The sequence below is a fragment of the Pleionea sp. CnH1-48 genome, assembly GCF_024124665.1.
Lineage (GTDB): Bacteria > Pseudomonadota > Gammaproteobacteria > Enterobacterales > Kangiellaceae > JAMXSB01.
In genome coordinates, this window is the sequence record NZ_JAMXSB010000007.1 from 26,250 (window position 1) to 49,609 (window position 23,360).

Consider the following 23,360-nt stretch of genomic DNA (forward strand, 5'->3'; position numbering starts at 1 on the left):
CCCCATTAAGCGTCGTCTTCATTTTCAAACCAAGGCGCTCTGGCAGTAAGAATCAGTTGACCTGCTTTCTCTTCCGTCATACCTTCAATTTCTAATAATTCGTCAACTGATTGCTCAGCTAAATCGTCCATTGTGCTTACACCAATGGCAGCTAATTGGTAGGCCAGATTTTTTTCCATGCCTTCCATATTTAATAAGTCTTCGGCAGGCTCAGATGCATCTAACTTTTCTTCGCTAGCAATCGCTTTTGTTAGCAAGGCATCTTTTGCACGTGCTCGTAATGTTTCAACAAGATCTTCGTCAAAACCATCAATTTCAAGCATCTCTGCAAGAGGCACATAAGCCACTTCTTCAATCGACGTAAAGCCTTCCTGAACCAGGATAGAAGCCAGCTCATCATCAACGCCCAAGTCATTCATTAATTTCTGTGCAATGCCCTGACTCTCAGCCTGATTTTTCAAAGCAAAATCTTCTTCAGTCATTACATTGAGTGTCCAACCCGTTAGCTCACTGGCCAGACGAACATTTTGTCCACTGCGGCCAATCGCTTGTGCTAGCTGATCAGAAGAAACGGCAATATCCATGCTGTGATTATCTTCATCAACTACAATGGCAGCCACTTCAGCAGGAGCCATTGCATTAATCACATACTGTGCAGGATTATCGTCATACAAAACAATATCGATGCGCTCGTTATCTAGCTCACCGGATACTGCTTGAACACGAGAACCACGCATACCCACACACGCACCAACAGGATCGATACGCTTGTCGTTGGTTTTAACCGAGATCTTTGCTCTTGAACCAGGATCACGAGCAGCACCACGCAGCTCAATCACTTCTTCTGCAATTTCAGGAACTTCAATGCGGAACAACTCGATAAGCATTTGTGGGCGAGTTCGGCTGATAAACAGCTGAGGACCACGTGCTTCTGGCTTAACGGCATATAACAGGCCACGTACTCGATCACTGGTACGAACCGACTCGCGCGGCATCATTTCATCGCGAGGGATAATAGCTTCGGCATTGTTGCCTAAATCTAAAATAATGCTATCGCGGCTGGCCTTTTTCACCACGCCTGTTACCAGCTCACCAACACGCTCTTCAAAAGCACGAACAACTTTCGCGCGCTCAGCTTCACGTACTTTCTGAACAATGACTTGTTTAGCAGTCTGAGCAGCAATACGCCCAAACTCAATAGATTCAATTTGCTCTTCTACATATTCGCCGACTTGTATCTCGGGTTCTTCAACCTCTGCTGCAGAGAAGCTGATTTGAGTGAAGGGGGACTCTAGTCCAGTATCACAATCTTCAACGACTTCCCAACGGCGGAAAGTTTCATAATCGCCAGACTCACGATCAATCGATACTCGAACTTCTATTTCACCACCATTTTTCTTCTTCGTAGCCGTCGCGATAGCTGCTTCCAGAGCCTGAAAGATCAGTTCAGGTTCAACATCTTTTTCATTTGAGACGGCATCTACAACCATTAATATTTCTTTGCTCATACCTTCAAACCTCGACCTCACCTCTCAGTCTGACTATTCGTAGTCAGGAATTAATCTAGCTTTATCAATGTTCCCATGTGGTATCGTTACCTTATCCTCGTCAACACCAAGAATAATGTCTTCACCTTCAACGGCAACAATTACCCCACGGAAATTGCGACGACCGTCCACCGGAACCATACATCGAACTTTTGCTTCTTGCCCCAAGAACTGCTCAAAGTGCTGTAGCTTAAATAGCGGTCTGTCAGAACCTGGAGAGGATACTTCCAAGTTATACTGACCAGATATAGGATCTTCTACATCCAGAACACCACTGACCTGATGGCTAACAGTTGCGCAATCATCAACATTAATGCCTTGCTCTGAATCAATAAATATACGCAGAACAGAATGTCGACCCTGTGCAACATACTCAAGACCGATAAATTCGTATCCAGCGGCTTCAACAGCTGGTTCAATCAATCGGTTTAGCTCTTCAATGACAGCCACGTTAAACGCCTCTACTTGCAGCAAAAACAAAAAATGGGCACTAATTGCCCATTTTGTACACTTCATTTGGGCGGCATCTACCGAATTTCGGTAGTAAAGAAGGCCATGACGAGCCAGCCTTCAAATGCCTACGAAAAAGCCCCATAAAGCGGGGCCTTTCAAAAAACTCACTAGCACACTAATAACGTCTTATATCAAGCCATAAATAGGTGCTTATCTGAAGCCGACTGAGGCTCCAGTAGTACTTAGGCCGGAATTTTAACGAATACAGCCACCGATAACAAGTATAGGTCACCAGTTCATCAAATTTCGATAGAAATATGGTGGTTTAGTTTCTGATATAAGAAGAAATCATCTCATGATGGGCCAGAGACCTGACGCAAGTTCACATCTCGCTGAGGAAAAGGGATTGTAATATTGTGTTGGCTCATAGCATCATACACAGCTTCATTAAGCAAATCAGACACTTTGCCTCTCAGCTCGGGCTCAGCTACCCAACACAATAATTCGAAATTAATCGAGGAGTCACCAAAAGTACGAAACCGAACTCTTGCTGCGGGTGATTCGCAAACCTCTTCACAAGCATTGGCTACCTCTAACAATACCTCGCGTATTTGCTGAACTGAGGAACCATAGGCCAGACCGATTTTTATACGAATACGATACTTTTCATGGGGGCCAGCGGTCTCATTGATGATTTTGCTGTTCCCCATAATCGCATTGGGAATAGTCACCTCGACATCATCACGAGTCAATATACGGGTACTACGAATGCCGATATGAGTCACTTTGCCACGCTCACCGCTATCTAGCACAATATAGTCGTCCAGCTTATAAGGAGCATCGGCCAAAATAAAAACACCCGCGAATAAGTTGGCCATTGTATCTTTAGCCGCTAGAGACATCGCTAAGCCCAATATCCCAGCTGAGGCAACAATGGGTCCAACATTAATATTCCAGGCAACCAGGATGAAGTAAATCCCCGTAGCGCAGGATGCTAATATCAGCACATTGTCGAATAAGGGTAAGGTTCTATTCTGAATGAACTTTGAGGTTTTGTTCGAATTAGCATTTGCTCTCAATAGATAGCGGCAAACATTTAACACAAACACCAACCAAAGTACGATGGCGACACTCATCATAAAAGAATAAAAAATCGCCTTCCAGGACTCATCTATCGGCAAACGGTGGATACCTAAATAGAATGCGAAAAAGACAATGCTCCAAAATAAAGGAGTCCTTGATTTTTCGATCAATAAATCATCAAATTTATTTTGAGTCTTTGATGCACCAGACACCAACAATCGACTTAAAATTGCGAAAGTCGCCTTAGCAACCAGAATCCCTGCAATAATCCAGACAAAAAACTGCACCCAAGGGTTAGGAAACCATTCAACAATAAGGAGCTTGATCTCTTCCATTAATCACTCACTTAAGAAAATGCCATCAGACAGTATCGATAGATAACATCAGGGGATATCCCTAACACCACAAAACCCAAACAATTAAAAGTTAAGGCAAAGCGAATACTACGACTTGGCATAAACATAAAATCTTTGGTTGCCTTATCAAAGAAGATAACTTTGACGACTCTCAAGTAGTAATACAAACCAACCACCGAAAAAATCACAGCATAGACAGCTACCTGACTATATCCAGAAGCCACTAATGCGCGAAAAATTTCCAGCTTAGGCCAGAAACCTAATAAAGGAGGAATACCCGCCATTGACAGCATCACCAGAGTAAACATCAAACCATACCAGGCATTCTGTTGGCCAAGACCTTTAAAATCATCCAGATCTTCACACTCATAACCAAGACGGCTCATGAATACCAATAAGCCAAATCCAGCCAATGTCATCATGGCATAAACGAAAACATAAAACATGGAGGCAGCATAACCACCATAATCACCAGCGAAAAAGCCCAGCGCAAAGTATCCCATGTGAGCAATGCCAGAATAAGCCAATAGTCTCTTAAAATTCGTTTGCGCCAAGGCAACCAAATTCCCTAAACCAATCGACAACATTCCAGCTACCAATAAGATCTGAGACCAATCGGAAACCTGAGCATTGACGCCTTCTAACAATAAGCGAATCGTTAATCCAAAGGCCGCTACCTTAGGAGCGCTAGCTATAAAAGCTGTGACTGAAGTTGGCGCACCATGATAAACATCCGGTATCCACATGTGAAAAGGAACCAGTCCTAATTTAAATACAACACCCGCCAACATAAATACGATGGCAAAACGAGCTAACCAAACAAATTCGGTAGGCTCGAGTAAAACTTGACTGATTGCCGATAATTTAAGGTGCCCTGTCACACCGTAGAGCAATGACATTCCATAAAGTAAAAAGCCAGAAGCAATGGCTCCCGTGACAAAATACTTAACCGCCGCTTCAGGCGCTCTCTTATCATCACGCTGCATGGCAATCATGGCATACAAAGTTAATGAGAGTAACTCAATCCCCAGATACACAGTTAACAAACTATGTGCCGATACCATCACCATCATACCCAAAGCAGCGAACAAGGTAAGTGTGTAATACTCTCCACGCAAAAACCGTCGGTCTCGAATAAACACACGAGCGTAAACCAACGCAACAAAAGTGAGCAACAGTATTCCCAGCTTTAATAACGTTGCTAAAGTGTCGAACACAAAAGTTCCGTGATACAAAATCTGTTTGGGTTGATGAATACTTCCCAATAACAAAATGAAAACGGAAATGATCCCTAGTTGAGTAATCAGATAACAGGTTTTCTTTTCACGATCTTTAGAAAACAAATCACTGAATAAAGCTAAACACGCAACACACAGTATCGCGATTTCTGGTAGCAAGGGGTTTAAAAAGTTCATGGTTTGCACATCCCCTCTAGGCTAATTTTGCTTCTTGTGCCGCACTCAACCAAATGCTCAACAGAAGCCGACATGAGATCGAGCAATGGCGCAGGCCAAAGGCCAAAGACAAAAACCAATATGGCTAATGAAGACAGGATAAGCATTTCACGCATATCCAAATCTTTTAGTGCCGCAATCTTATTATTGGCCGTTTCGCCAAACATGACTCGACGATACATCCATAAAGTGTAGGCAGCCCCTAACACTAATGTTGTGGCAGCAAAAAAGGCATACCAGGGACTTGCATGAAATGCCGCCAGGATAACCATAAACTCACCGACAAATCCCGAAGTGCCAGGCAAGCCTGCATTCGCCATAGCAAACACCATAAATAATGCTGCGTATTTAGGCATTGCATTAGCAACACCACCATAGTCCGCAATCATGCGGCTATGCAATCTGTCATACAAAACACCAATGCACAGAAACATGGCACCAGAAATAAAGCCATGGGAGATCATTTGAATCAATCCCCCCTGAATACCCATGATCGCAATATCTTTATGCTCGCCAGATAAGAGTGCAAACGTAATGAAAAAGCCCAAAGTGACAAAGCCCATGTGGGCAATAGAAGAATAAGCAATGAGCTTTTTCATATCCTCCTGAGCCAGAGCAACTAGACCAATATAAACGACAGCAATAAGGGACAATAAAATGACAATATCCGCCCAATGTGCAGCGGCGTCAGGTGTAATAGGTAAACTGAAGCGAATAAAACCATAGGCCCCCATCTTCAACATGATTGCTGCCAATATAACCGAGCCGCCAGTAGGTGCTTCAACGTGAGCATCAGGCAACCAGGTATGCACAGGCCACATGGGAACTTTAACAGCAAACGCAATAAAGAAAGCCCAAAATAAATAGCTTTGTACTTCTAATGTCATTGGATGTTGATGAAACGCAGCAATCTCAAAACTTTTGGTTTCAATGCCTAAATATATCAATGCGATCAACATTAGTACCGAGCCAATAAAGGTATAAAGAAAGAACTTTATGGTCGCGTAAACTCGGTTTGGCCCACCCCATATACCAATCGCCATAAACATAGGCACTAGCATAGCTTCCCAAAAAACGTAAAATAAAATAGCATCTGCTGCCGCAAAAACGCCATTCATTAAACCGCACATCATTAAGAATAAAGACAAGTACAAACTAACGCGTTCTTTTACCGATCGCCATGCGGCTAAAATCACGACGATGGTCATAAAAGATGTCAACATGATAAGAGGCAGCGTAAAACCATCCACTCCCACGTAGTAATAGATATTCAGAGACTCGAACCAAACATCTTTTTCGACAAACTGTAGCGCTGCCGATTGACTATCGAAATTCAAAAACACCGGAATAGTTAAAGCAAAAGTGACAATGGCTAAGGCTAAAGCCAACCAACGATGCAATCGAACACGCGTTTCATCTACTCCGAATAGTAGACTTAACCCTCCCAAAATAGGCACCCATATTATTAGACTTAGCCAGGGTACTTGATATGCCATAAGAGTTTATCCATTGTTATTTTACTTGAAAATAAAGCCACAAAAACACAGCTAGAAGTCCGACTAACATGAGCAAGGCATAGTGATATAAATACCCCGTTTGAATATGGCGAATAACGGCAGCAAATGTGTTAACAAGCTTGGCACTCCCATTAACCATCATACCATCAATAATACGTTGCTCACCTGCTTTCCATAAACCTTTGCCCGTTAACAGTCCAAGACCAACCAGAACTTTTTGATAAAAGGCATCAAAATAAAAGTGATTCGACAATATCTTTTCAGGCAATGCAAGCTTGCTAACCAAACGCGTCCGCCACTCGGGTTTAATCACAAACAACATTAACGCAGTAATAAAGCCAGCCACCATAAGATAAAAAGGAAGTGTTGCCATTCCATGCAATGTAAATGCACGAATACCATGAAACTCTCTGGCCATCATGGCTAAGGAGTCATGCTCAGGCAAAACATGAATCGACTGTTTAAAGAAGTCACCAAACAACATAGGCTCCATGGTGTTCCAACCAATAGCGAATGATGGCACAGCCAGTAAAATCAGAGGCAGAGTGATAACCAGTGGCGATTCCTTTAAGCCAGAACGAGTATGGTCATCCATTCGTTCTTTGGTATGAAACACTAAAAAGAAAACCCTGAAACTATAAAGTGCGGTAAAGAACACACCCGCTACAAGACAAACATAAGCAAAAGAAGACCCTGCAATTTCAGTATGCCTCACGGCTTCTATGATCGCATCTTTTGAATAAAATCCAGCAAAGGCTGGCATCCCAACCAGAGCCAGGGTGCCGATCAAGGATGTGAAGTAGGTAACCGGCATATACTTTCTTAAATTACCCATCTTACGAATATCCTGCACGTGATGCATGGCGACAATGACCGAACCTGCCGCCAAGAACAGTAATGCTTTAAAAAATGCATGTGTCATCAAATGAAAGATACCTGCGGCATAAGCTGAAGCACCCAGTGCAGCAACCATATAACCTAGCTGAGACAATGTGGAATAAGCTACCACGCGTTTAATGTCTTGCTGAACAATCCCCAGCAATCCCATAAAGAAAGCAGTGCATGCGCCAATAACCAAGATAAAAGATAAAGCGGTTGTCGAAAGCTCAAATAATGGTGACATTCTGGCCACCATAAAGACTCCGGCAGTCACCATCGTAGCCGCGTGGATCAGTGCAGAAATCGGTGTAGGCCCTTCCATTGAATCAGGTAACCATACATGCAAAGGCACTTGAGCAGACTTGCCCATGGCACCAATAAACAAGCAAATACAAATAAAGGTCAGTGCAGACCACTCTCCCATTCCAACAGAAATGACAGGACCACCATCGGTAATAAATTTAGCCTGAGTAAAGACACTTTGATAATCAAGAGAGCCAAAGTAATACAGTACTCCTGCAATCCCTAATAGAAACCCAAAGTCCCCCACTCGGTTCACTAAAAACGCTTTTAAATTAGCGAAGACCGCACTGTCTTTCTTAAACCAAAAGCCAATGAGTAAATAAGAAACAACGCCAACGGCTTCCCAACCGAAAAATAATTGCAAAAAGTTATTAGAAAGCACCAGAGTGAGCATAGAGAAAGTGAAAAGAGAAATATAACAAAAGAAGCGCTGATAACCAGGATCATCTTTCATATAGCCAATCGTATATATGTGCACCATCAGCGAAACAAAAGTAACGACGGAAATCATAACGGCACTAAGAGGATCCAATAATACTCCAATACCCAAGGATAAATTCCCTAGACGCCCCCACTCATAGAGCTGAATATTAATAACTGGAAAATCACCGTTAGTAATTTGCCATAAAATCTGAAAAGACAGTAAGCAAGAGGTCGCAACACCAATGATAGTAACGTAGTGGGCACCAGCTCGGCCAATCCAACGTCCAAATAAGCCAGAAATGATAGCTCCCAGCAAAGGTAAAAGAATAATGGCTAAAATGGTATTTTGCATGGCAGCCTCCTATCCCTTCAGTTGGTCAAGTTCTTCTACATCAATCGTTGCGCGATTTCGAAACAGAGCAACTAAAATAGCGAGACCTATTGCAGCCTCAGCAGCAGCGACCGTTAAAATAAAGAAGACAAAAACCTGCCCCTGAATATCATTTAGATATCGACTAAAAGCGATGAAATTAATATTGATGGATAACAACATTAATTCGATGCACATTAATAGAGTGATGACATTCTTCCTATTAATGACAATACCTGCAACACTGATCGCAAAAAGAATCGCTCCCACTAACAAATAATCAGATAAACCAATCATGCTTTTTCCCCATCCGAGATTTTGGGACTGACAACCGGCTCTACCTTCACCACTTTTAGACGGTTCTGTTTGTTTGCTTCAACCTGTTTATCAATGTCCTGACTTTTTCGCCCACGCTTTCCTCTAAACGTCAAACTTATCGCGGCAATAATAGCAACCAATAAAATAACGGCAGCCAGTTCAAAAGGATAAAAGTAGTCGGTATATAACACTCGGCCAAGCTCTCTTACATTACTGTAGTCTGCCGGGTGCTTTTGTGGTTCAGCGATAATGTTGAGGCCAAAGTGCTCATTGCCAACCAACCATTGCAGCAATAGCAAAAACCCGAGAGCGACCATCAAAGCAATAGGCAAGACCTTGGTATACCCTTGCCTGAGAGCCGAGTAGTTAATGTCCAGCATCATCACTACAAATAAAAACAGCACCATAACGGCGCCGACATAAACAAGCATCAGGGTAATAGCAAGAAATTCAGCTTCTAACAGTAGCCAAAGTGCCGAAGAAGCAAAAAAGCACAACACCAGAAACAGAGCGGCTTTGACACTGTTTTTGACCAGGATCACCATCAGCGCCGAAAAAATAAGCATGAAGGAAAAGCCATAGAAAACAATTTGTTCGAAGCTCATAAAAATGCCACTCTGATGGTCTGATGTTTATTTTCTTTTTTTAATAAATGCATAAGGCACTGTCCTTTAACGATATCGAGCATCTGCAGCTTTATCTGCCGCTATTTGAGGCTCCAGCTTATCGCCGATTGCCAATAATTTGGCTTTTGTCATAATTTGTTCACCACGCTTTTCGAAGTGATAATCAAATACTCGTGTCTCAACGATAGAATCTACCGGGCATGATTCTTCACAAAAACCACAATAAATACACTTGAACAAATCAATTTCATACAGCGTTGTTCGACGAGTTCCATCTTGTTCTCTGGGGCCAGCTTCAATGGTGATCGCCAGAGCAGGACAAACGGCCTCACACAGCTTACAGGCGATACAACGTTCTTCGCCATTTGGATAACGTCTGAGCGCATGCAATCCGCGAAAACGAGGCGACATAGGCGTCGTCTCTTCGGGATATTGAATGGTTATTTTCTTTTTCCATAAGTGGCGCCCCGTCACTCTCAAGCCTTGGACGAGCTCCCACAGTAAGAAGGTCTTAAAAAACTTTCCGAGTTTACTCATGACGCCCCCCATAACCAAAATGGTGACTTTATCCATACCGCCAACACAACAATCCACACAATCGTGACCGGGATAAAGATTTTCCACCCCAGACGCATCACTTGGTCATAGCGAAAACGTGGAAAAGTCGCTCGGAACCATAAGAATAAAAACAGAAAAAAACCAGCTTTAAGCAACAGCCAAACGGTTCCAGGTATCCAGGACGTCAAGTTATCCAAAACAGGAATGCCCTGAAACGGTGACAGCCATCCGCCAAAAAACATCACTGCAGTCAGACAGGAAATCAAAATCATGTTGGCATATTCCGCTAAGAAAAATAGCGCAAATGCCATACCGGCATACTCGACATGAAAGCCAGCTACAATTTCGGATTCTCCCTCGGCCAAATCAAAAGGAGCTCGATTGGTTTCAGCGACGCCAGAAATCCAGTAAACGACTAGCATGGGGAATAATGGAATGAAGTACCAGCTCGCAATGCCTCCCGATTGTTTCTCGATGATGGTGCCAAGGTTCATACTATTGGAACACATCAGCACACCCACAAGAGCAAATCCCATTGCCAATTCGTAAGAGACAATCTGAGAAGCCGAACGCAATGAACCTAGAAAAGCGTATTTGGAATTCGATGCCCATCCAGCAATAATAACGCCGTATACACTGATAGAAGTCATGGCCAAAAGAAACAGTAACCCCGCATCGATGTCAGCTAATACTAATTCAGCATCAAATGGCATCACAGCCCACGCAGCTAAAGAAGGCCCAATAAATAAAATAGGTCCTAGAATAAATAAACTTCGGCTGGCACCGGTTGGGACAACGATTTCTTTCATTGCCAACTTAATCACATCAGCAAAGGGCTGAAACAAGCCTTTGGGACCAACTCGATTAGGGCCAAGGCGCAGTTGCATATAACCAATGACCTTGCGTTCTGCATAAGTCGTGTAAGCAACCGCCAAAATGACAGGTAATAAGATCGCAGCAATCTTTAGCAAAATGTCCAACAAGATGAGTGCCCACTCCATAATCATGAGACATCTCCGAATATTGACTGTATCAATTCATAGCGCCAATTATTTTTGGCATCCGCTGTTGCTTGCAATGAAGGTGAGCGACGCACTAAGGGGTCCGCATCGTAAAGCCCCAGTCGGCGAGGACTTTCTCCGCCCTTCTCTAATTGTTCTGGAACTCGATATTGCCCAACCACTAATTCACTTTTTGCTTCGCTTCTCGTTTTAACTTCGTTTCGAACATCTTTTGATGAGTTGTAATCGAATCCGCTTACATCCAGTAAATTGCCCAAAACTCTAAGAATTTTCCAGGCTGGACGCGCTTCTCCTTTTGCTTTCACTGCAGCTGTAAAACTTTGCCACTTGCCTTCAACACTGACATAAGAACCGGATGTTTCTGAAAAAGCAGCGGTAGGTAACAAGACATTGGCGTAATCTAAAAACTGTCCTTGAGCAAATGGCGTCATACACACAACAAAGTTTGCTTTTAGCAGAGCCACTTGAGCGGCATCTTTATAACTGGAATCCAGATCAGGTTCGGTATTAACTAACAGGTAAGCCTCTAACCCTTTTTGCAACATCTGAATAGTATTCCAGCCACAAACATCGCTTTCTGTACCGCCGATGGTTCGGTGAGGTAAAGCCCCAGCAATATGTCCACCCGCACTATTAGCACCATGAGAAAGCTCACCATAACGCGCATGACTGAGACGAGCAATCGTTCGAGCAAGCCAACGCAGATGGCCACTGTTTGAATGTTCCAAACCACTTTGACCAAGCACAACACAAGCATTCTCTGCAATACGCAACTGACTGGCGATTTTTTCTTGCTCGGGAGAAAACTCAACATCGGCAAACAGCTCAACTAAATCAGCACTGACAGGATCTTTCTGCTGTTTAATGAGAGCCGCCACCACACCATGCAGCTGGGTAGGAATATCCGCAGGGTTAGCCTGCAAATCAACGGAGAGTTTAAAGTTATAATTCGCTTCGAAAGAATTAACCGCCATCACCTGGCCGAAACGAGTCGACTTGCGCAACCGCAATGCTAATAGAGGTTGTTCTTTACGTAGGTCCGAACCAATTAACAAGGTTGCATCCATCTCCTCAAAATCTGAGATAGAAAATTCTAAGCCGGGATACAAGGGGTCATCATGTTGGCAAGAAAAGTCGACCTGTCGTAATCGATGATCAATATTATGCGAACCTAACCCTCGCATTAACCGCTGTGCAAGATACATTTCTTCGGTCGTACTGGAGCTTGAAACAAGACAACCAATAGACTCAGCTCCACGAGACTCACAAATGCTTTTAAATTGATCGGCAACGAGCGATAAAGCTTCTTCCCATGTTGCGTCCTGCCACTCATTATCTTTTTTAATCTTTGGTGTGAGCAGACGTTTTGCTTTATTCAGCGACTCATAAGAAAAACGATCTCGATCAGAAATCCAGACTTCGTTAATATCTTCATTTTCTTCTGGGACAACCCGAATCACTTCGCCGCGACGATGATGAATACTGATATTCGTACCAAGGCAATCGTGAGGTGCAATAGCTGGCGTCGATTGAATCTCCCAGGCTCTCGCTCTAAAGCGCGAAGGCTTCGCCGTTAAGGCACCCACAGGACACAGGTCAATGATGTTACCGGATACTTCTGACTCGATGCTCTTTTCTATAAAAGTGCCGATTTCCATGTGTTCGCCACGCCCAGTAGCGCCCATTTCTCGGATACCAGCTACCTCGGTACCAAAGCGTACACAGCGAGTACAATGAATACAACGCGTCATATCTGTCGCAATTAAAGGACCAATATTTTTATCTTGAACAACGCGCTTGCCTTCCGTAAAACGAGAGACATCACTGCCATATTCTAGAGCCACATCTTGCAACTCACACTCACCCCCCTGATCACAGATAGGGCAATCTAAAGGGTGGTTGATCAATAGAAATTCCATCACTGACTTTTGAGCCATTTTAGCCTTCGGTGAATCAGTGAGAATTTTCATTCCCTCAGCAACGGGAGTGGCGCAGGCAGGCACGGCTTTAGGTAAGTTGCTCACATCCACTAAACACATTCGACAATTGGCCGCCACTGACAATTTTTTGTGATAGCAAAAACGAGGAACGGTTAAACCTGCTTCGTCAGCGACTTCAATAATCATGGAGCCAGTTTCTGCCTCCAGTGCAACGCCATCAATTTCGATATGAACTATACCCACTCGTTGCTACCCTTTTCTGTTGTTAGCACGATAACAGACTCCCATTACGCGGCTCTGTCTTTATGGTCATCCACCCAACGTCGACCGGTTTGTATCATGTATTCAAACTCATGACGAAAGTGCTTTAAAAATCCACCAACTGGCATCGCGGCGGCGTCACCCAGCGCACAAATTGTCCGCCCCATAATGTTGGCAGCGATGTCATCGAGCTTAGCCAAATCATCAGAATGCCCTTTGCCTTCAAGAATGCGATGGATCACTCGAGACATCCACCCGGTTCCTTCACGACACGGCGTACATTGTCCGCAGGATTCTTCATAATAAAAGTGTGCTGTTCTTGCGGCCACTTCTACCATGCATGTATCTTCATCCATCACGATCACAGCACCGGATCCCAACATGGTCCCCGCTTTTGACAAAGCGTCGTAGTCCATGGTGATATCCATCATAGTGTCTGCTGGTAATATCGGAGATGATGAGCCGCCAGGTATCACTGCTTTTAATCGCTTGCCATTGCGCATACCACCACACAACTCCAGCAACTCTTTAAACGGCATACCAAGATTCACTTCGTAATTACCTGGTTTCTCAACATGACCGGATACCGAAAATATTTTTGTTCCGCCGTTATTAGGCTTACCAAGTTCAAGGAACCATTGTCCGCCATGTTGCAATATGGCCGGAACAGACGCATAACTTTCTGTGTTGTTAACGTTAGTCGGACGCCCAAAAACACCGTAGTTTGCAGGAAAAGGCGGTTTGAATCTTGGCTGTCCTTTTTTTCCTTCTAACGACTCGATGAGTGCTGTTTCTTCGCCACAGATATAAGCACCGGCTCCCAGCACATTATGCAGATCAAACTGAACGCCGCTGCCCAAAATATTCTTTCCTAAATAACCATTATCGTAAGCTTCTTTTAACGCTTGCTCCATACGAGCAAAAGGTTCAAAGAATTCGCCTCGCATATAGTTATAACCGGTCGTTGCTGTCATAACATAGCCAGCAATGGCCATACCCTCAATGAGCTGATGGGGATTAAACCGTAAAATATCACGGTCCTTAAAGGTACCCGGTTCTCCTTCATCAGAATTACAAACAACGTATTTTTTTCCTGGCATGCCTCGCGGCATAAAACTCCATTTCAACCCTGTGGGGAATCCAGCACCGCCGCGACCACGCAAAGCCGACGTCTTGAGTTCATCAATGATTTTGTCCGCTGGCATTTTTTCTTTCAGGATCTGTTCCCATACCTGATATCCACCAACACTCTTATAGCTTTCTAACGACCAGGGTTGTTCAAGATGCAAGGTTCTAAAACAGACTTCATTCATCTTCATCAACTCCTAGCTCAGCAAGAATGTGATCGACTTTCTCTGTCGTTAAGTTTTCGTGAAATTCTTCTTTAACTTCCAACATGGGAGCACCGCCACAAGCGGCCATACACTCGACTTCTTTTAAAGTAAAAGCACCGTCTTCTGTTGTCTCTCCCAGGCGAATGTTCAAACGTTTTTCTAGATGAGTCACTATGTTTTTAGAACCGCACAACATGCAAGAGAGATTGGTACATACCGAGATCACTGTTTTACCAACAGGTTTGGTGTGATACATCGAATAAAAGGTCGCGACTTCATAAACCGCAATATGAGGAACATCCAGGTAATCGGCCAATGCCTGCATCAAAGGTTCGTTAAGTGAATTGTTATTTTCTTTTTGAATAATATGCAGTGCAGCCAAAATGGGTGGGCGCTTTCTTTCGACAGGGTATTTTTTACGCCAGTGTTCAATATCTGCTACAGCCTGTTCAGAAATCATTTTTTCGAGTTTCAAAGCAACAGCCATCAGCGATCCACCTCTCCAAAAACTATATCCATAGTACCGATAACTGCCACAACATCAGCCAACATGTGGCCTCGTGTTAACTCATCCATAGCGGCCATGTGGGCAAAACCTGGTGCACGAATTTTGACTCGATATGGCTTGTTGGCTCCATCCGACACCAAATAAATGCCAAATTCACCTTTTGGATGTTCGACAGCAGCATAAGCTTCACCTTCTGGAACACAGAAACCTTCGGTAAAAAGTTTGAAGTGGTGAATCAAGGCTTCCATATCATCTTTCATGGTGGCCCGATTAGGTGGAGTCACTTTATGATTATCTAACATGACAGGGCCAGGATTTTCTCGTAACCACTGAATACACTGACGAATGATTCGGTTGGACTGACGCATTTCTTCTACACGAACCAGATAGCGATCATAGCAATCACCATTACGCCCAATGGGAATGTCAAAGTCCAACTCATGGTAGACTTCGTAAGGTTGTGTTTTTCTTAAATCCCAGGCAACACTGGACCCACGCAACATAGGTCCAGTAAATCCTAACTGGTATGCTCGTTCAGGCGATACCACGCCAATACCTACGGTTCGTTGCTTCCAAATTCGATTATCAGTCAGTAACGTTTCGTAATCGTCAATATGCTGGGGAAAGGTTTCGGTAAAGTCCCACAAAAAATCGAGCACACCACCTTGACGATTACTGTTTAACTCATCAGTCTCTTTGCTGTTGCGCCATTTTGATGGAGCATACTTTGGCATCTCATCAGGCAAATCACGATACACACCACCTGGACGAAAATAAGTTGCATGCAACCGAGCACCCGATACCGCCTCGTAACAATCCATTAAGGGTTCACGATCGCGGAAACAATACAAAAACATGGTCATGGCACCGATATCAAGGCCATGGGCACCCAACCACATCAAGTGATTTAGAATTCGGGTGATCTCTGCAAACATGACTCGAATGTATTGTGCTCGTTTAGGTGCTTCGATTCCCAATAGCTTTTCAATCGCCAATACATAAGCATGTTCATTACACATCATCGAAACGTAATCGAGACGATCCATATAACCAATGCTTTGATTATAGGGTTTACTCTCTGCTAACTTTTCGGTTGCTCGATGCAATAATCCAATGTGTGGGTCCGCACGCTCAATGACTTCACCATCAAGCTCTAAAACCAAGCGTAATACTCCATGAGCCGCAGGATGTTGCGGACCGAAATTCATGGTGTAATTGCGTATTTCAGCCATTACCCCTCCTGCTCACTGGTTGGAACATTGTCTTTGTTTTGCTGACGAATAACACGAGGCACTAATATTCTAGGTTCAATAGAAACAGGCTCATAGACACAACGCCCTTGCTCTGCATCGTAACGCATCTCAACGGTTCCAATGAGTGGAAAATCTTTTCGGAATGGATGGCCAACAAAGCCATAGTCGGTTAACAATCGTCGCAAGTCATTGTGACCTTCGAAGCGAATACCAAACAAATCAAACGCTTCTCGTTCATACCAGTTAGCACTCGCCCATACATCATTTACTGAAGGGACCGTGAGTGTTTTATAAGGAACAAACACACGCATTCTTAGGCGGCGATTATTAGCAATAGATAACAAATGATATACAACGGCAAAACGTTTCTTTTGTGCTGCATCTTCATTTTTTTTGTTATGGGATACAACCGCTCGAGAAAACCCAGAGCCTGAGGCTTCGGATGTTTCCCATTCACTTTCTCCGTAAGCAGAATAATCAATGCCGCATAAGTCGATCAGTTGTTCAAAGTGCAGCTCATCTTCGTCACGCAAACGGCGCGACACTGCAATCAATAATTCTGCATCGACTTCAATGGTCACTTCTCCACGATCAACGACACAACTTTCAATTTGGGAAGTGAGTAGTTGTTTTAGTTGTTCTACCCATTTGTCCAAAGCTTTAGCTCCTATACTTGTCGAGCAATAGTGTTGGTTCTCTTTATTTTATTCTGCAGCTGAATGATGCCATACATTAAAGCTTCAGCCGTCGGCGGACATCCTGGTATATAAATGTCGACAGGGACAATGCGATCACACCCTCTTACGACCGAGTAAGAATAGTGATAATAACCGCCACCATTAGCACAAGATCCCATCGAAATAACCCAGCGGGGTTCTGGCATTTGGTCATATACACGACGCAATGCTGGCGCCATCTTATTGGTTAACGTACCAGCGACAATCATCACATCAGACTGTCTCGGAGAGGGTCGAAAAACCACGCCAAAGCGATCCAGATCATAACGAGATGCTCCAGCGTGCATCATTTCAACGGCGCAACAAGCCAGACCAAATGTCATTGGCCACATACTGCCTGTCCGTGCCCAGTTAATCAGTTGATCAGCGGATGTCGTAAAAAATCCTTTGTTTGCTGCTACTCCCACTCCAGCGCCCCTTTTTTCCACTCGTAGATAAAACCAACCACCAGAAGTCCCAGGAATACCGCCATCGAAATCACACCAAACCATCCAAGCTCGTCAAACACCACAGCCCAGGGAAACAGAAAAGCAATTTCGAGATCAAAAATGATAAACAGGATAGCTACAAGATAAAAACGCACATCGAATTTCATTCGAGCATCTTCAAAAGCATCAAAGCCGCACTCAAACGGAGCGTTTTTTGCGTCGTCAGGTTTGTTCTTTCCCAGAATAAAGCCAGCTAACTCAAGGCCGACTCCCAAACCAAGGCCAAGAATTATGAAAACCAAAATAGGAATGTAGTTTTCTATCATACCGCACCAGTTCTTTTTTTATGCAACCGTTCAGTACTTTAGCCTAAGCATTGAGCATGCTTAGCGGCTTACTGCTAGAGGAGCACTGGTCGCTTAACAGCACTCTTCTTTAGCTTAGGCAGACTAGAATATAGCGTAACTGTTGACGGCTTTCTTTTTTAACTTAAGATTAGTCGCAGATCCTACTTTTGTAAAACCATCAATCACTTACAAGCTATCGATGCAGTCTACACATTTTCGTTTGAATAACAAAGGAATTTAGAAGACGTGCTGCAACATTGGTCACAATCACAATGTTTAGCGATAGGCGCTGTATAAAAATGATGCAACGCGAGAAGTTTCTGTGAGATTTGCGGTGAAGTGCTAACCATTCAAAATGAGATAAATCATCAGTATCGCAAAATCAAAGTGTCGCCCTGTTGAGAAAAATCCACTTGTTTCAAGACACTCATCCCTAATAATATCTCCTCACCTTCAAGGCCTGGTGAGATAGCAGCATCCACATTATTGAACTGTAAGTTGCCAATACTTAAAGATTTCAAGCGTGTGTAATAGGAAGTACCAATACCATTAGCTGTTTGTGTTTGAAAGGCGCGTCCTTTCTTAAGCCCCACTCTTTGCGCTACCGCTTCAGGAATAGCAACCATCGTTGCGCCAGTATCCAGAAAGAAAACAACTGGCTGATTGTTGATCGTCCCACTCGCAACATAATGACCGTAGCGATTACGCTTAAGTATGACCTCTTTGGTCATACCATTATCAAAAGTTTCGGGATCTTGATTAGGATTCAGACGCTCTTCGAGAATGTCAGAGAAAAACCAGGTAAGTCCGGCCAAGGCGATAATCCAGGCAACAAAAGCCATTTTTTTGCCGACCTTTTGAGTTGAATCCCCATGCTCCATAACAACAATTACCCTTCTAATAAAAAGATCATATCCGCCATCGATGGCTGCCACTGAAAATCCGCTAACCTGACTCTCGTCTTGTTAACCACCACACCTTCTTTTTCTAACAGGCGCTTTTGCTTTGTCGCCATTTCTGAATAACGTGGAAACGCTAACTCACCACTCGAACGCAAAATACGATGCCAAGGTAACACCACATCGGTTTCCTTTAACACCTTGCCGACTAACCTTGCCCGCCCAGGCAACCCTGCCAAATCTGCAATCTGACCATAACTTGCCACTTTTCCTTCTGGAATGTGCGCAATGGTCTTTATGATGGATTCATGTTTCTGTTTCATACTTTTATAGTAATCGAGTTCCAAAAGATCTCAAAACAGAGAAATGTGACGAAAAGTTTGACTGATTAAAACGCAGATACAAAAAAGCCTTGGAAAATTCCAAGGCTTTTTTAAGATGGTGCCGAAGGCCAGCGAGTTGGATTGAAACAACTCAGAGTCCTAGCTCGACCTTCTGAACGCAACTATATCCTAATGAATTGATATGTAAAGAATTTAATCTTCACATATCAATTTTTGTACAAAAGATTCAACCCCACATGTTCCGTCCAAATCCGTGTAAATCCATTCCAGTTTACACCGATTCTACACACACTGGGGGCAACGCAACTGCCCCGATTTGACGGAGATTTAACCATGGCTTCTATTGTAAAAACCCCATCAGGAAAATTTCGCGCATTTATTCATGTAAATGGTATCCGCGACAGCAATATCTTTCCTTCCCGTAAAAAGGCTCAATCCTGGGCAAAAGACCGCGAAGTTGAGCTTCAAAAGCATGCTGGTATTGTTCACGACAATTATACCCCGGGCGACCTGCTCAACAAATACGCTAAAGAAGTATCCCCCTCCAAAAAAGGGAATGACAAAGAGATCCTTCGCATTGAATCATTTATAGCGAATTACCCCAAACTAGTGGCGATTAAACTTATCAGATTAGCTCGGGAAGACTTAGAAAATTGGATTACCAAACGACTAAAGAAAGTCAAACCATCTACCGTGAATAGAGAACTTAACCTGATTAGCCACGCCTTAACCAAGGCGCGCGTCTGGCGACTCATGACCCATAACCCTTTTGCAGATTTGGAACGCCCCACAGATCCACCACCTCGATTTCGCCGCATTGAACCTGATGAAATAACAATCATGTGTCACGCGCTCAATTACCAGCCAGATCTAGCCATCACAGAAAAACGGCAATTTGTAGCTGTCGGCTGGTTACTCGCCATTGAAACCTGCATGCGTCAGGGTGAGATATGTGGACTCACGCCAAACACCGTGGATTTTAACAAAGGTGTTGCACATCTAGGGGATACTAAAAATGGTGCAGCACGAGACGTCCCTCTTTCACCGAGCGCCATTGCATTACTAAAAAAGCTACCAACCCCCAAAACGGCGCACCACCCTTTCTTTCAAATGAAAGCGAGCAGCATGAGCTCAACTTTTAGGAAGTACCGAAAGACTACAAGCATTGCAAATCTAACCTTTCATGACAGCCGACATGAAGCCATTACCCGGCTAGTTGATTCCAATCGGTACAATGTACTTGAGGTGGCTTCTATTACCGGACACAAGGACATTAAGGAACTAATGACCTACTACAATAAAACCGCCGCCCAGATCGCGGCCGATATGGCCAAGTGCTTAGACACAAAACCTAAAGCCGATGTATCCAACACGATTGATCTGAACGACTTGGTAAATGTGGAAGGCTTTAAACATATTATTAAGGAAGCCTTAGCCGAACAATTACAACAACATTAGTCATTAGTGCTCCTGATGGCTCGCTACCCACTTAATCACTTCGCCCGCATACCAACGCGGGCGGCCTTTTGTTTGATTCTTGCTGGGCATTCTTAGCGCATTCGGAAACGTGTGGTGGGTGACAATATATTCACTGGTGTATTTATAAGTCACACCGATGTAATTCGCGACATCCTGCGTATTCCAAAGCGCCATATCAAGATTCACTTTCGGGACAACTTTACAATCCAAGGTAATCGATATTAATTGCTCTAGTTTATTAACCACATCGCTTAAGTTTGCTGGGTTGGTTTCTTCCTGTTCCATAACACTACCTCTAGTGGATGATTAAATAGACATCAAGCACCATGGCATAGTTTAAGTGTACCGAACACGAAAAACGTTTTTCCCATTTTCGGACACTTCTAAAAAGCTCTACTTAAGTACTGGCTCCGTAGTGACATGAATACTCTTTTCTTGCCGTTCAACAGATATCACCCCCTGATGCTTTTGTGTTTCAAACATGTTAACACCCACTGAAAGATGCTGTGGTGCTTTTCGCCCTAAAACCTTAGCCATGCTTTTCCAAAGTTTAATATTATCTTTCGAGAGAATAAGCTTAAGGGGTACTAATGTTGGCTCTACAAGACCACTCTCACTTAAAGGAAGCTTATTTCCATTCAAGTCTCTCGCACTCGCGAGCTTAAAAACGTTTAAATACGCATCCCAAATCAATGCAAGATAAGCATCGGGCAATCTTAGCCAAATGTGTGCAGGCTTCCAGCCACCAGGAATATATGCACTGTAATTTCCTTTAAACTTTATCTTTTCATCCCACAGAAACTCAGGAGAAATAATACTAACCACCTCACCTAATTGAGCATTAAGATAACGAGTTCGCTTTGCCGAATAGTTCGTTAGCTGGGCATTCGTTCGGAAAACACCGACACCTTTGCTATCTGACAGCCATATCACAATAGTATTAGAAACACCTTCTAACCATGTATCTTCCGCGACTTGAGCAACCATCCCCAAGGTTTGCCATACTTTAAACCCAAGCGATAATGACGACACCCCTGAAACAGAATATCCACTCTGTAAATCTTTCCTAGATATCAAGGGAGGCATATTGAGCTTGAAATGCTCAAACAACTGAGCGGTTCCATCAAGCATGCTTTTGGCTGCATCAGATTGTGATTTCGTTCCCTGTATCGGCCCTTTTATAAAGTCTTGATACTGACCGTCTGTTGGCATTTTAAATATAGCCACCAGTCGATCATAGTACTCCAAGCGGTCCGATTGACGATTGAAGAAATAGATAACATGAGAAACGTTGCTCTGCGCATAAAATAGATCGGGCCACAAACGCTTTACTATTTCCTTTTTCTTTTTTGGGTCATCACAAAACCCTTCACAGTCCATTAAATAGTGTTGCGCAAATAGCGGTAAGCAACCTAATTGCAGAACGATGCCAAATACAATTCTAAATACCATTGCGATTTCTTTACCTGGATATATTCGAATCAAACAAAAAGGCCTTACCATCCGAATGATAGTAAGGCCTTAGAGGAGTCTACTTTGTTGTCAATTTAGTTCTCTTTGACCGTCACGTTCTCAGTCTGACAACCCGTAATGCACTGCCCGCCAACCCAAACAGACACATTACCGCCAGAGCCGTAGCTGTTACCGCCACCATTACCGAAACCAGCACTTACGTTACTGTCTTCACCACCGCTATTATCATTTCCTTCACCAGGCGTTTCGTCACCTTCACGTACCGTAACCGAGCCATTGTGATTACCAGATCTGAACTTTTTAACCGCTCCTGATAAATGAGCAACTTTACCTTTGAACGCTTTGTCCAACAGCTCCCAAATATCAATATTGGCATTAGAAATAGTTAAAGTTGAAGGAACTAATTCAGACTTAGGATAACCGTTTTTGTCCAAAGGCAACTGATGGCCATTTTTATCCAACGCTTCAACTAGTTCAAAACGACCTAGCTTGGAGCTCCAAACCAAAGTTAAAGCACCATCTGGAAGCATCATTCGAATTTGAGCAGGATGCCCGCCATATTGGACAGAACTACTTAGGCTCCCTTGAGCACTACCAGTACCTTCAAGCATACCAGTCGGGGAAGTCACCGTCACAGACACACCCATCTGAGCATTCATTTGACCAGTCCGATTTGCCGAATAGAAATCGAGTTGTGCAACGACCTGACCATAAGAAAGGTTTAGCTCCCCTGCAAGCCAAGTGACAAAAGTATCTGAAAGCCCAGCCATCCAGCTAGATTCACCATATGTAAGTGAGCGCTGTAAGGTGTGGCTATCAAGAAAACCAATGTCTGTAGATAAAGCACCTCTGTATGTATAACCCGTTAGAACATTATAACGAGCTGCAAATTCTGGCTGATCAAGACCAAAATAATTAAATAAACCACCAGTTCCTTCTAGCATTTCTTTTGCTGCATCTGCTTGGGTTGCTGTCCCTAATTTAGGACCATCAACACGGCTTTGAGTAATACTGGTGCCAAATACACGAGAGGTTTCAACTAGCTTTGTGTAATACGTTAATCGCTCTGTCTGTGAATCGTAGAAATAAACAGAGTGCTCCTGTGGTTCACCCAATGGAGCTGTACTTGGAAGCATATTATCTGCGATTAATTTTTTCTTTGCATCGTCACTACAGAAACCTTCACAATCTATCAAATAGTTTTCTGCATGAGTTAGAGATGAAGCTAAGGCCAATCCAAAGGCCGCAATAGTTTTTAATTTCATTGTTACTACTTTTCCATTAATAATTGAACTTCATAGTCAAACTTTTGGTTAGTGTATCGGCAACAAGCTGAATCTAAACTTAGCACCAATACCTAGCCTTTCCGTTGGCTTGACTAGCTACCTATTTCTAGGCACTTGATGAAAACAAGGCGATCTTAACTAAACGATTTAGGACAAAACAAT

At 43.5% G+C, this 23,360-nt stretch carries 23 protein-coding genes; 1 reads left to right on the forward strand and 22 read right to left on the reverse strand.

Translation table 11 applies throughout. The features are described from left to right. Positions 1 to 5 precede the first annotated feature (5 nt). The 19 genes from nusA to NH399_RS12180 all read right to left on the reverse strand — a co-directional run bounded on the left by nusA (position 6) and on the right by NH399_RS12180 (position 18,939). Positions 6 to 1,508, reverse strand: a complete 1,503-nt coding sequence (gene nusA, locus NH399_RS12090; RefSeq protein ID WP_253040488.1) for a transcription termination factor NusA — start codon at positions 1,506 to 1,508, stop codon at positions 6 to 8. A 33-nt stretch (positions 1,509 to 1,541) separates the two neighbouring features. Then, complete coding sequence (gene rimP / locus NH399_RS12095) at positions 1,542 to 2,063, reverse strand: ribosome maturation factor RimP (RefSeq protein ID WP_253040489.1); 522 nt, start codon at positions 2,061 to 2,063, stop codon at positions 1,542 to 1,544. 290 nt (positions 2,064 to 2,353) lie between these two features. After that, on the reverse strand, positions 2,354 to 3,418 hold the full coding sequence (locus tag NH399_RS12100; protein ID WP_253040490.1) for a mechanosensitive ion channel family protein: 1,065 nt from the start codon (positions 3,416 to 3,418) through the stop codon (positions 2,354 to 2,356). Between the two features lie 11 nt (positions 3,419 to 3,429). Next, positions 3,430 to 4,854 (reverse strand): NADH-quinone oxidoreductase subunit NuoN, encoded by a 1,425-nt coding sequence (gene nuoN, locus NH399_RS12105; protein WP_253040491.1) that lies wholly within the window; start codon positions 4,852 to 4,854, stop codon positions 3,430 to 3,432. Beyond that, on the reverse strand, positions 4,851 to 6,389 hold the full coding sequence (locus NH399_RS12110; protein ID WP_253040492.1) for an NADH-quinone oxidoreductase subunit M: 1,539 nt from the start codon (positions 6,387 to 6,389) through the stop codon (positions 4,851 to 4,853). The genes nuoN and NH399_RS12110 overlap by 4 nt, the downstream gene beginning before the upstream one ends. Positions 6,390 to 6,405: 16 nt before the next feature. Beyond that, the gene (nuoL, locus tag NH399_RS12115; protein ID WP_253040493.1) at positions 6,406 to 8,367 is read right to left on the reverse strand and encodes an NADH-quinone oxidoreductase subunit L; all 1,962 of its coding nucleotides are present in this window, start codon (positions 8,365 to 8,367) and stop codon (positions 6,406 to 6,408) included. A gap of 9 nt (positions 8,368 to 8,376) precedes the next feature. Further along, a complete protein-coding gene (gene nuoK, locus NH399_RS12120) occupies positions 8,377 to 8,682 on the reverse strand; it encodes an NADH-quinone oxidoreductase subunit NuoK (protein ID WP_253040494.1) in 306 nt (101 codons plus the stop codon). Continuing rightward, the gene (locus NH399_RS12125; protein WP_253040495.1) at positions 8,679 to 9,308 is read right to left on the reverse strand and encodes an NADH-quinone oxidoreductase subunit J; all 630 of its coding nucleotides are present in this window, start codon (positions 9,306 to 9,308) and stop codon (positions 8,679 to 8,681) included. The genes nuoK and NH399_RS12125 overlap by 4 nt, the downstream gene beginning before the upstream one ends. Before the next feature lie 66 nt (positions 9,309 to 9,374). Continuing rightward, entirely contained in the window at positions 9,375 to 9,866 is a 492-nt protein-coding gene (gene nuoI, locus NH399_RS12130; RefSeq protein WP_253040496.1) for an NADH-quinone oxidoreductase subunit NuoI, read from the reverse strand. Further along, complete coding sequence (gene nuoH, locus NH399_RS12135) at positions 9,863 to 10,894, reverse strand: NADH-quinone oxidoreductase subunit NuoH (protein ID WP_253040497.1); 1,032 nt, start codon at positions 10,892 to 10,894, stop codon at positions 9,863 to 9,865. The genes nuoI and nuoH overlap by 4 nt, the downstream gene beginning before the upstream one ends. After that, on the reverse strand, positions 10,891 to 13,092 hold the full coding sequence (nuoG, locus tag NH399_RS12140; RefSeq protein ID WP_253040498.1) for an NADH-quinone oxidoreductase subunit NuoG: 2,202 nt from the start codon (positions 13,090 to 13,092) through the stop codon (positions 10,891 to 10,893). Before nuoG ends, nuoH begins: the two co-directional genes overlap by 4 nt. Positions 13,093 to 13,136: 44 nt before the next feature. Continuing rightward, a complete protein-coding gene (gene nuoF / locus NH399_RS12145; protein WP_253040499.1) occupies positions 13,137 to 14,423 on the reverse strand; it encodes an NADH-quinone oxidoreductase subunit NuoF in 1,287 nt (428 codons plus the stop codon). Beyond that, the gene (nuoE, locus tag NH399_RS12150; protein WP_253040500.1) at positions 14,416 to 14,931 is read right to left on the reverse strand and encodes an NAD(P)H-dependent oxidoreductase subunit E; all 516 of its coding nucleotides are present in this window, start codon (positions 14,929 to 14,931) and stop codon (positions 14,416 to 14,418) included. Before nuoE ends, nuoF begins: the two co-directional genes overlap by 8 nt. Continuing rightward, positions 14,931 to 16,184, reverse strand: coding sequence for an NADH-quinone oxidoreductase subunit D (locus NH399_RS12155; RefSeq protein WP_253040501.1), 1,254 nt, complete (start codon positions 16,182 to 16,184; stop codon positions 14,931 to 14,933). The genes nuoE and NH399_RS12155 overlap by 1 nt, the downstream gene beginning before the upstream one ends. Continuing rightward, positions 16,184 to 16,861, reverse strand: a complete 678-nt coding sequence (locus tag NH399_RS12160; protein ID WP_253040502.1) for an NADH-quinone oxidoreductase subunit C — start codon at positions 16,859 to 16,861, stop codon at positions 16,184 to 16,186. The genes NH399_RS12155 and NH399_RS12160 overlap by 1 nt, the downstream gene beginning before the upstream one ends. An 11-nt stretch (positions 16,862 to 16,872) precedes the next feature. Then, positions 16,873 to 17,349, reverse strand: coding sequence for an NADH-quinone oxidoreductase subunit NuoB (locus tag NH399_RS12165; RefSeq protein ID WP_253040503.1), 477 nt, complete (start codon positions 17,347 to 17,349; stop codon positions 16,873 to 16,875). Next, positions 17,340 to 17,696, reverse strand: a complete 357-nt coding sequence (locus tag NH399_RS12170; protein WP_253040504.1) for an NADH-quinone oxidoreductase subunit A — start codon at positions 17,694 to 17,696, stop codon at positions 17,340 to 17,342. The genes NH399_RS12165 and NH399_RS12170 overlap by 10 nt, the downstream gene beginning before the upstream one ends. A gap of 389 nt (positions 17,697 to 18,085) precedes the next feature. Beyond that, positions 18,086 to 18,598, reverse strand: coding sequence for a TIGR02281 family clan AA aspartic protease (locus tag NH399_RS12175; protein ID WP_253040505.1), 513 nt, complete (start codon positions 18,596 to 18,598; stop codon positions 18,086 to 18,088). 8 nt (positions 18,599 to 18,606) lie between these two features. Continuing rightward, on the reverse strand, positions 18,607 to 18,939 hold the full coding sequence (locus NH399_RS12180; RefSeq protein WP_253040506.1) for an MGMT family protein: 333 nt from the start codon (positions 18,937 to 18,939) through the stop codon (positions 18,607 to 18,609). Between the two features lie 354 nt (positions 18,940 to 19,293). Between NH399_RS12180 and NH399_RS12185 the strand changes: the two genes are divergently transcribed. Further along, entirely contained in the window at positions 19,294 to 20,418 is a 1,125-nt protein-coding gene (locus tag NH399_RS12185; RefSeq protein WP_253040507.1) for a site-specific integrase, read from the forward strand. A 3-nt stretch (positions 20,419 to 20,421) separates the two neighbouring features. Here the strand turns inward: NH399_RS12185 and NH399_RS12190 are convergent, their stop codons facing one another. The 3 genes from NH399_RS12190 to NH399_RS12200 form a co-directional block, all read right to left on the reverse strand. Further along, a complete protein-coding gene (locus NH399_RS12190; RefSeq protein WP_253040508.1) occupies positions 20,422 to 20,724 on the reverse strand; it encodes a hypothetical protein in 303 nt (100 codons plus the stop codon). 108 nt (positions 20,725 to 20,832) lie between these two features. Further along, positions 20,833 to 21,891: a hypothetical protein gene (locus tag NH399_RS12195; RefSeq protein ID WP_253040509.1), complete on the reverse strand. Its 1,059-nt coding sequence runs from the start codon at positions 21,889 to 21,891 to the stop codon at positions 20,833 to 20,835. A gap of 95 nt (positions 21,892 to 21,986) precedes the next feature. Then, on the reverse strand, positions 21,987 to 23,177 hold the full coding sequence (locus NH399_RS12200; RefSeq protein WP_253040510.1) for a hypothetical protein: 1,191 nt from the start codon (positions 23,175 to 23,177) through the stop codon (positions 21,987 to 21,989). Between the last annotated feature and the right edge of the window lie 183 nt (positions 23,178 to 23,360).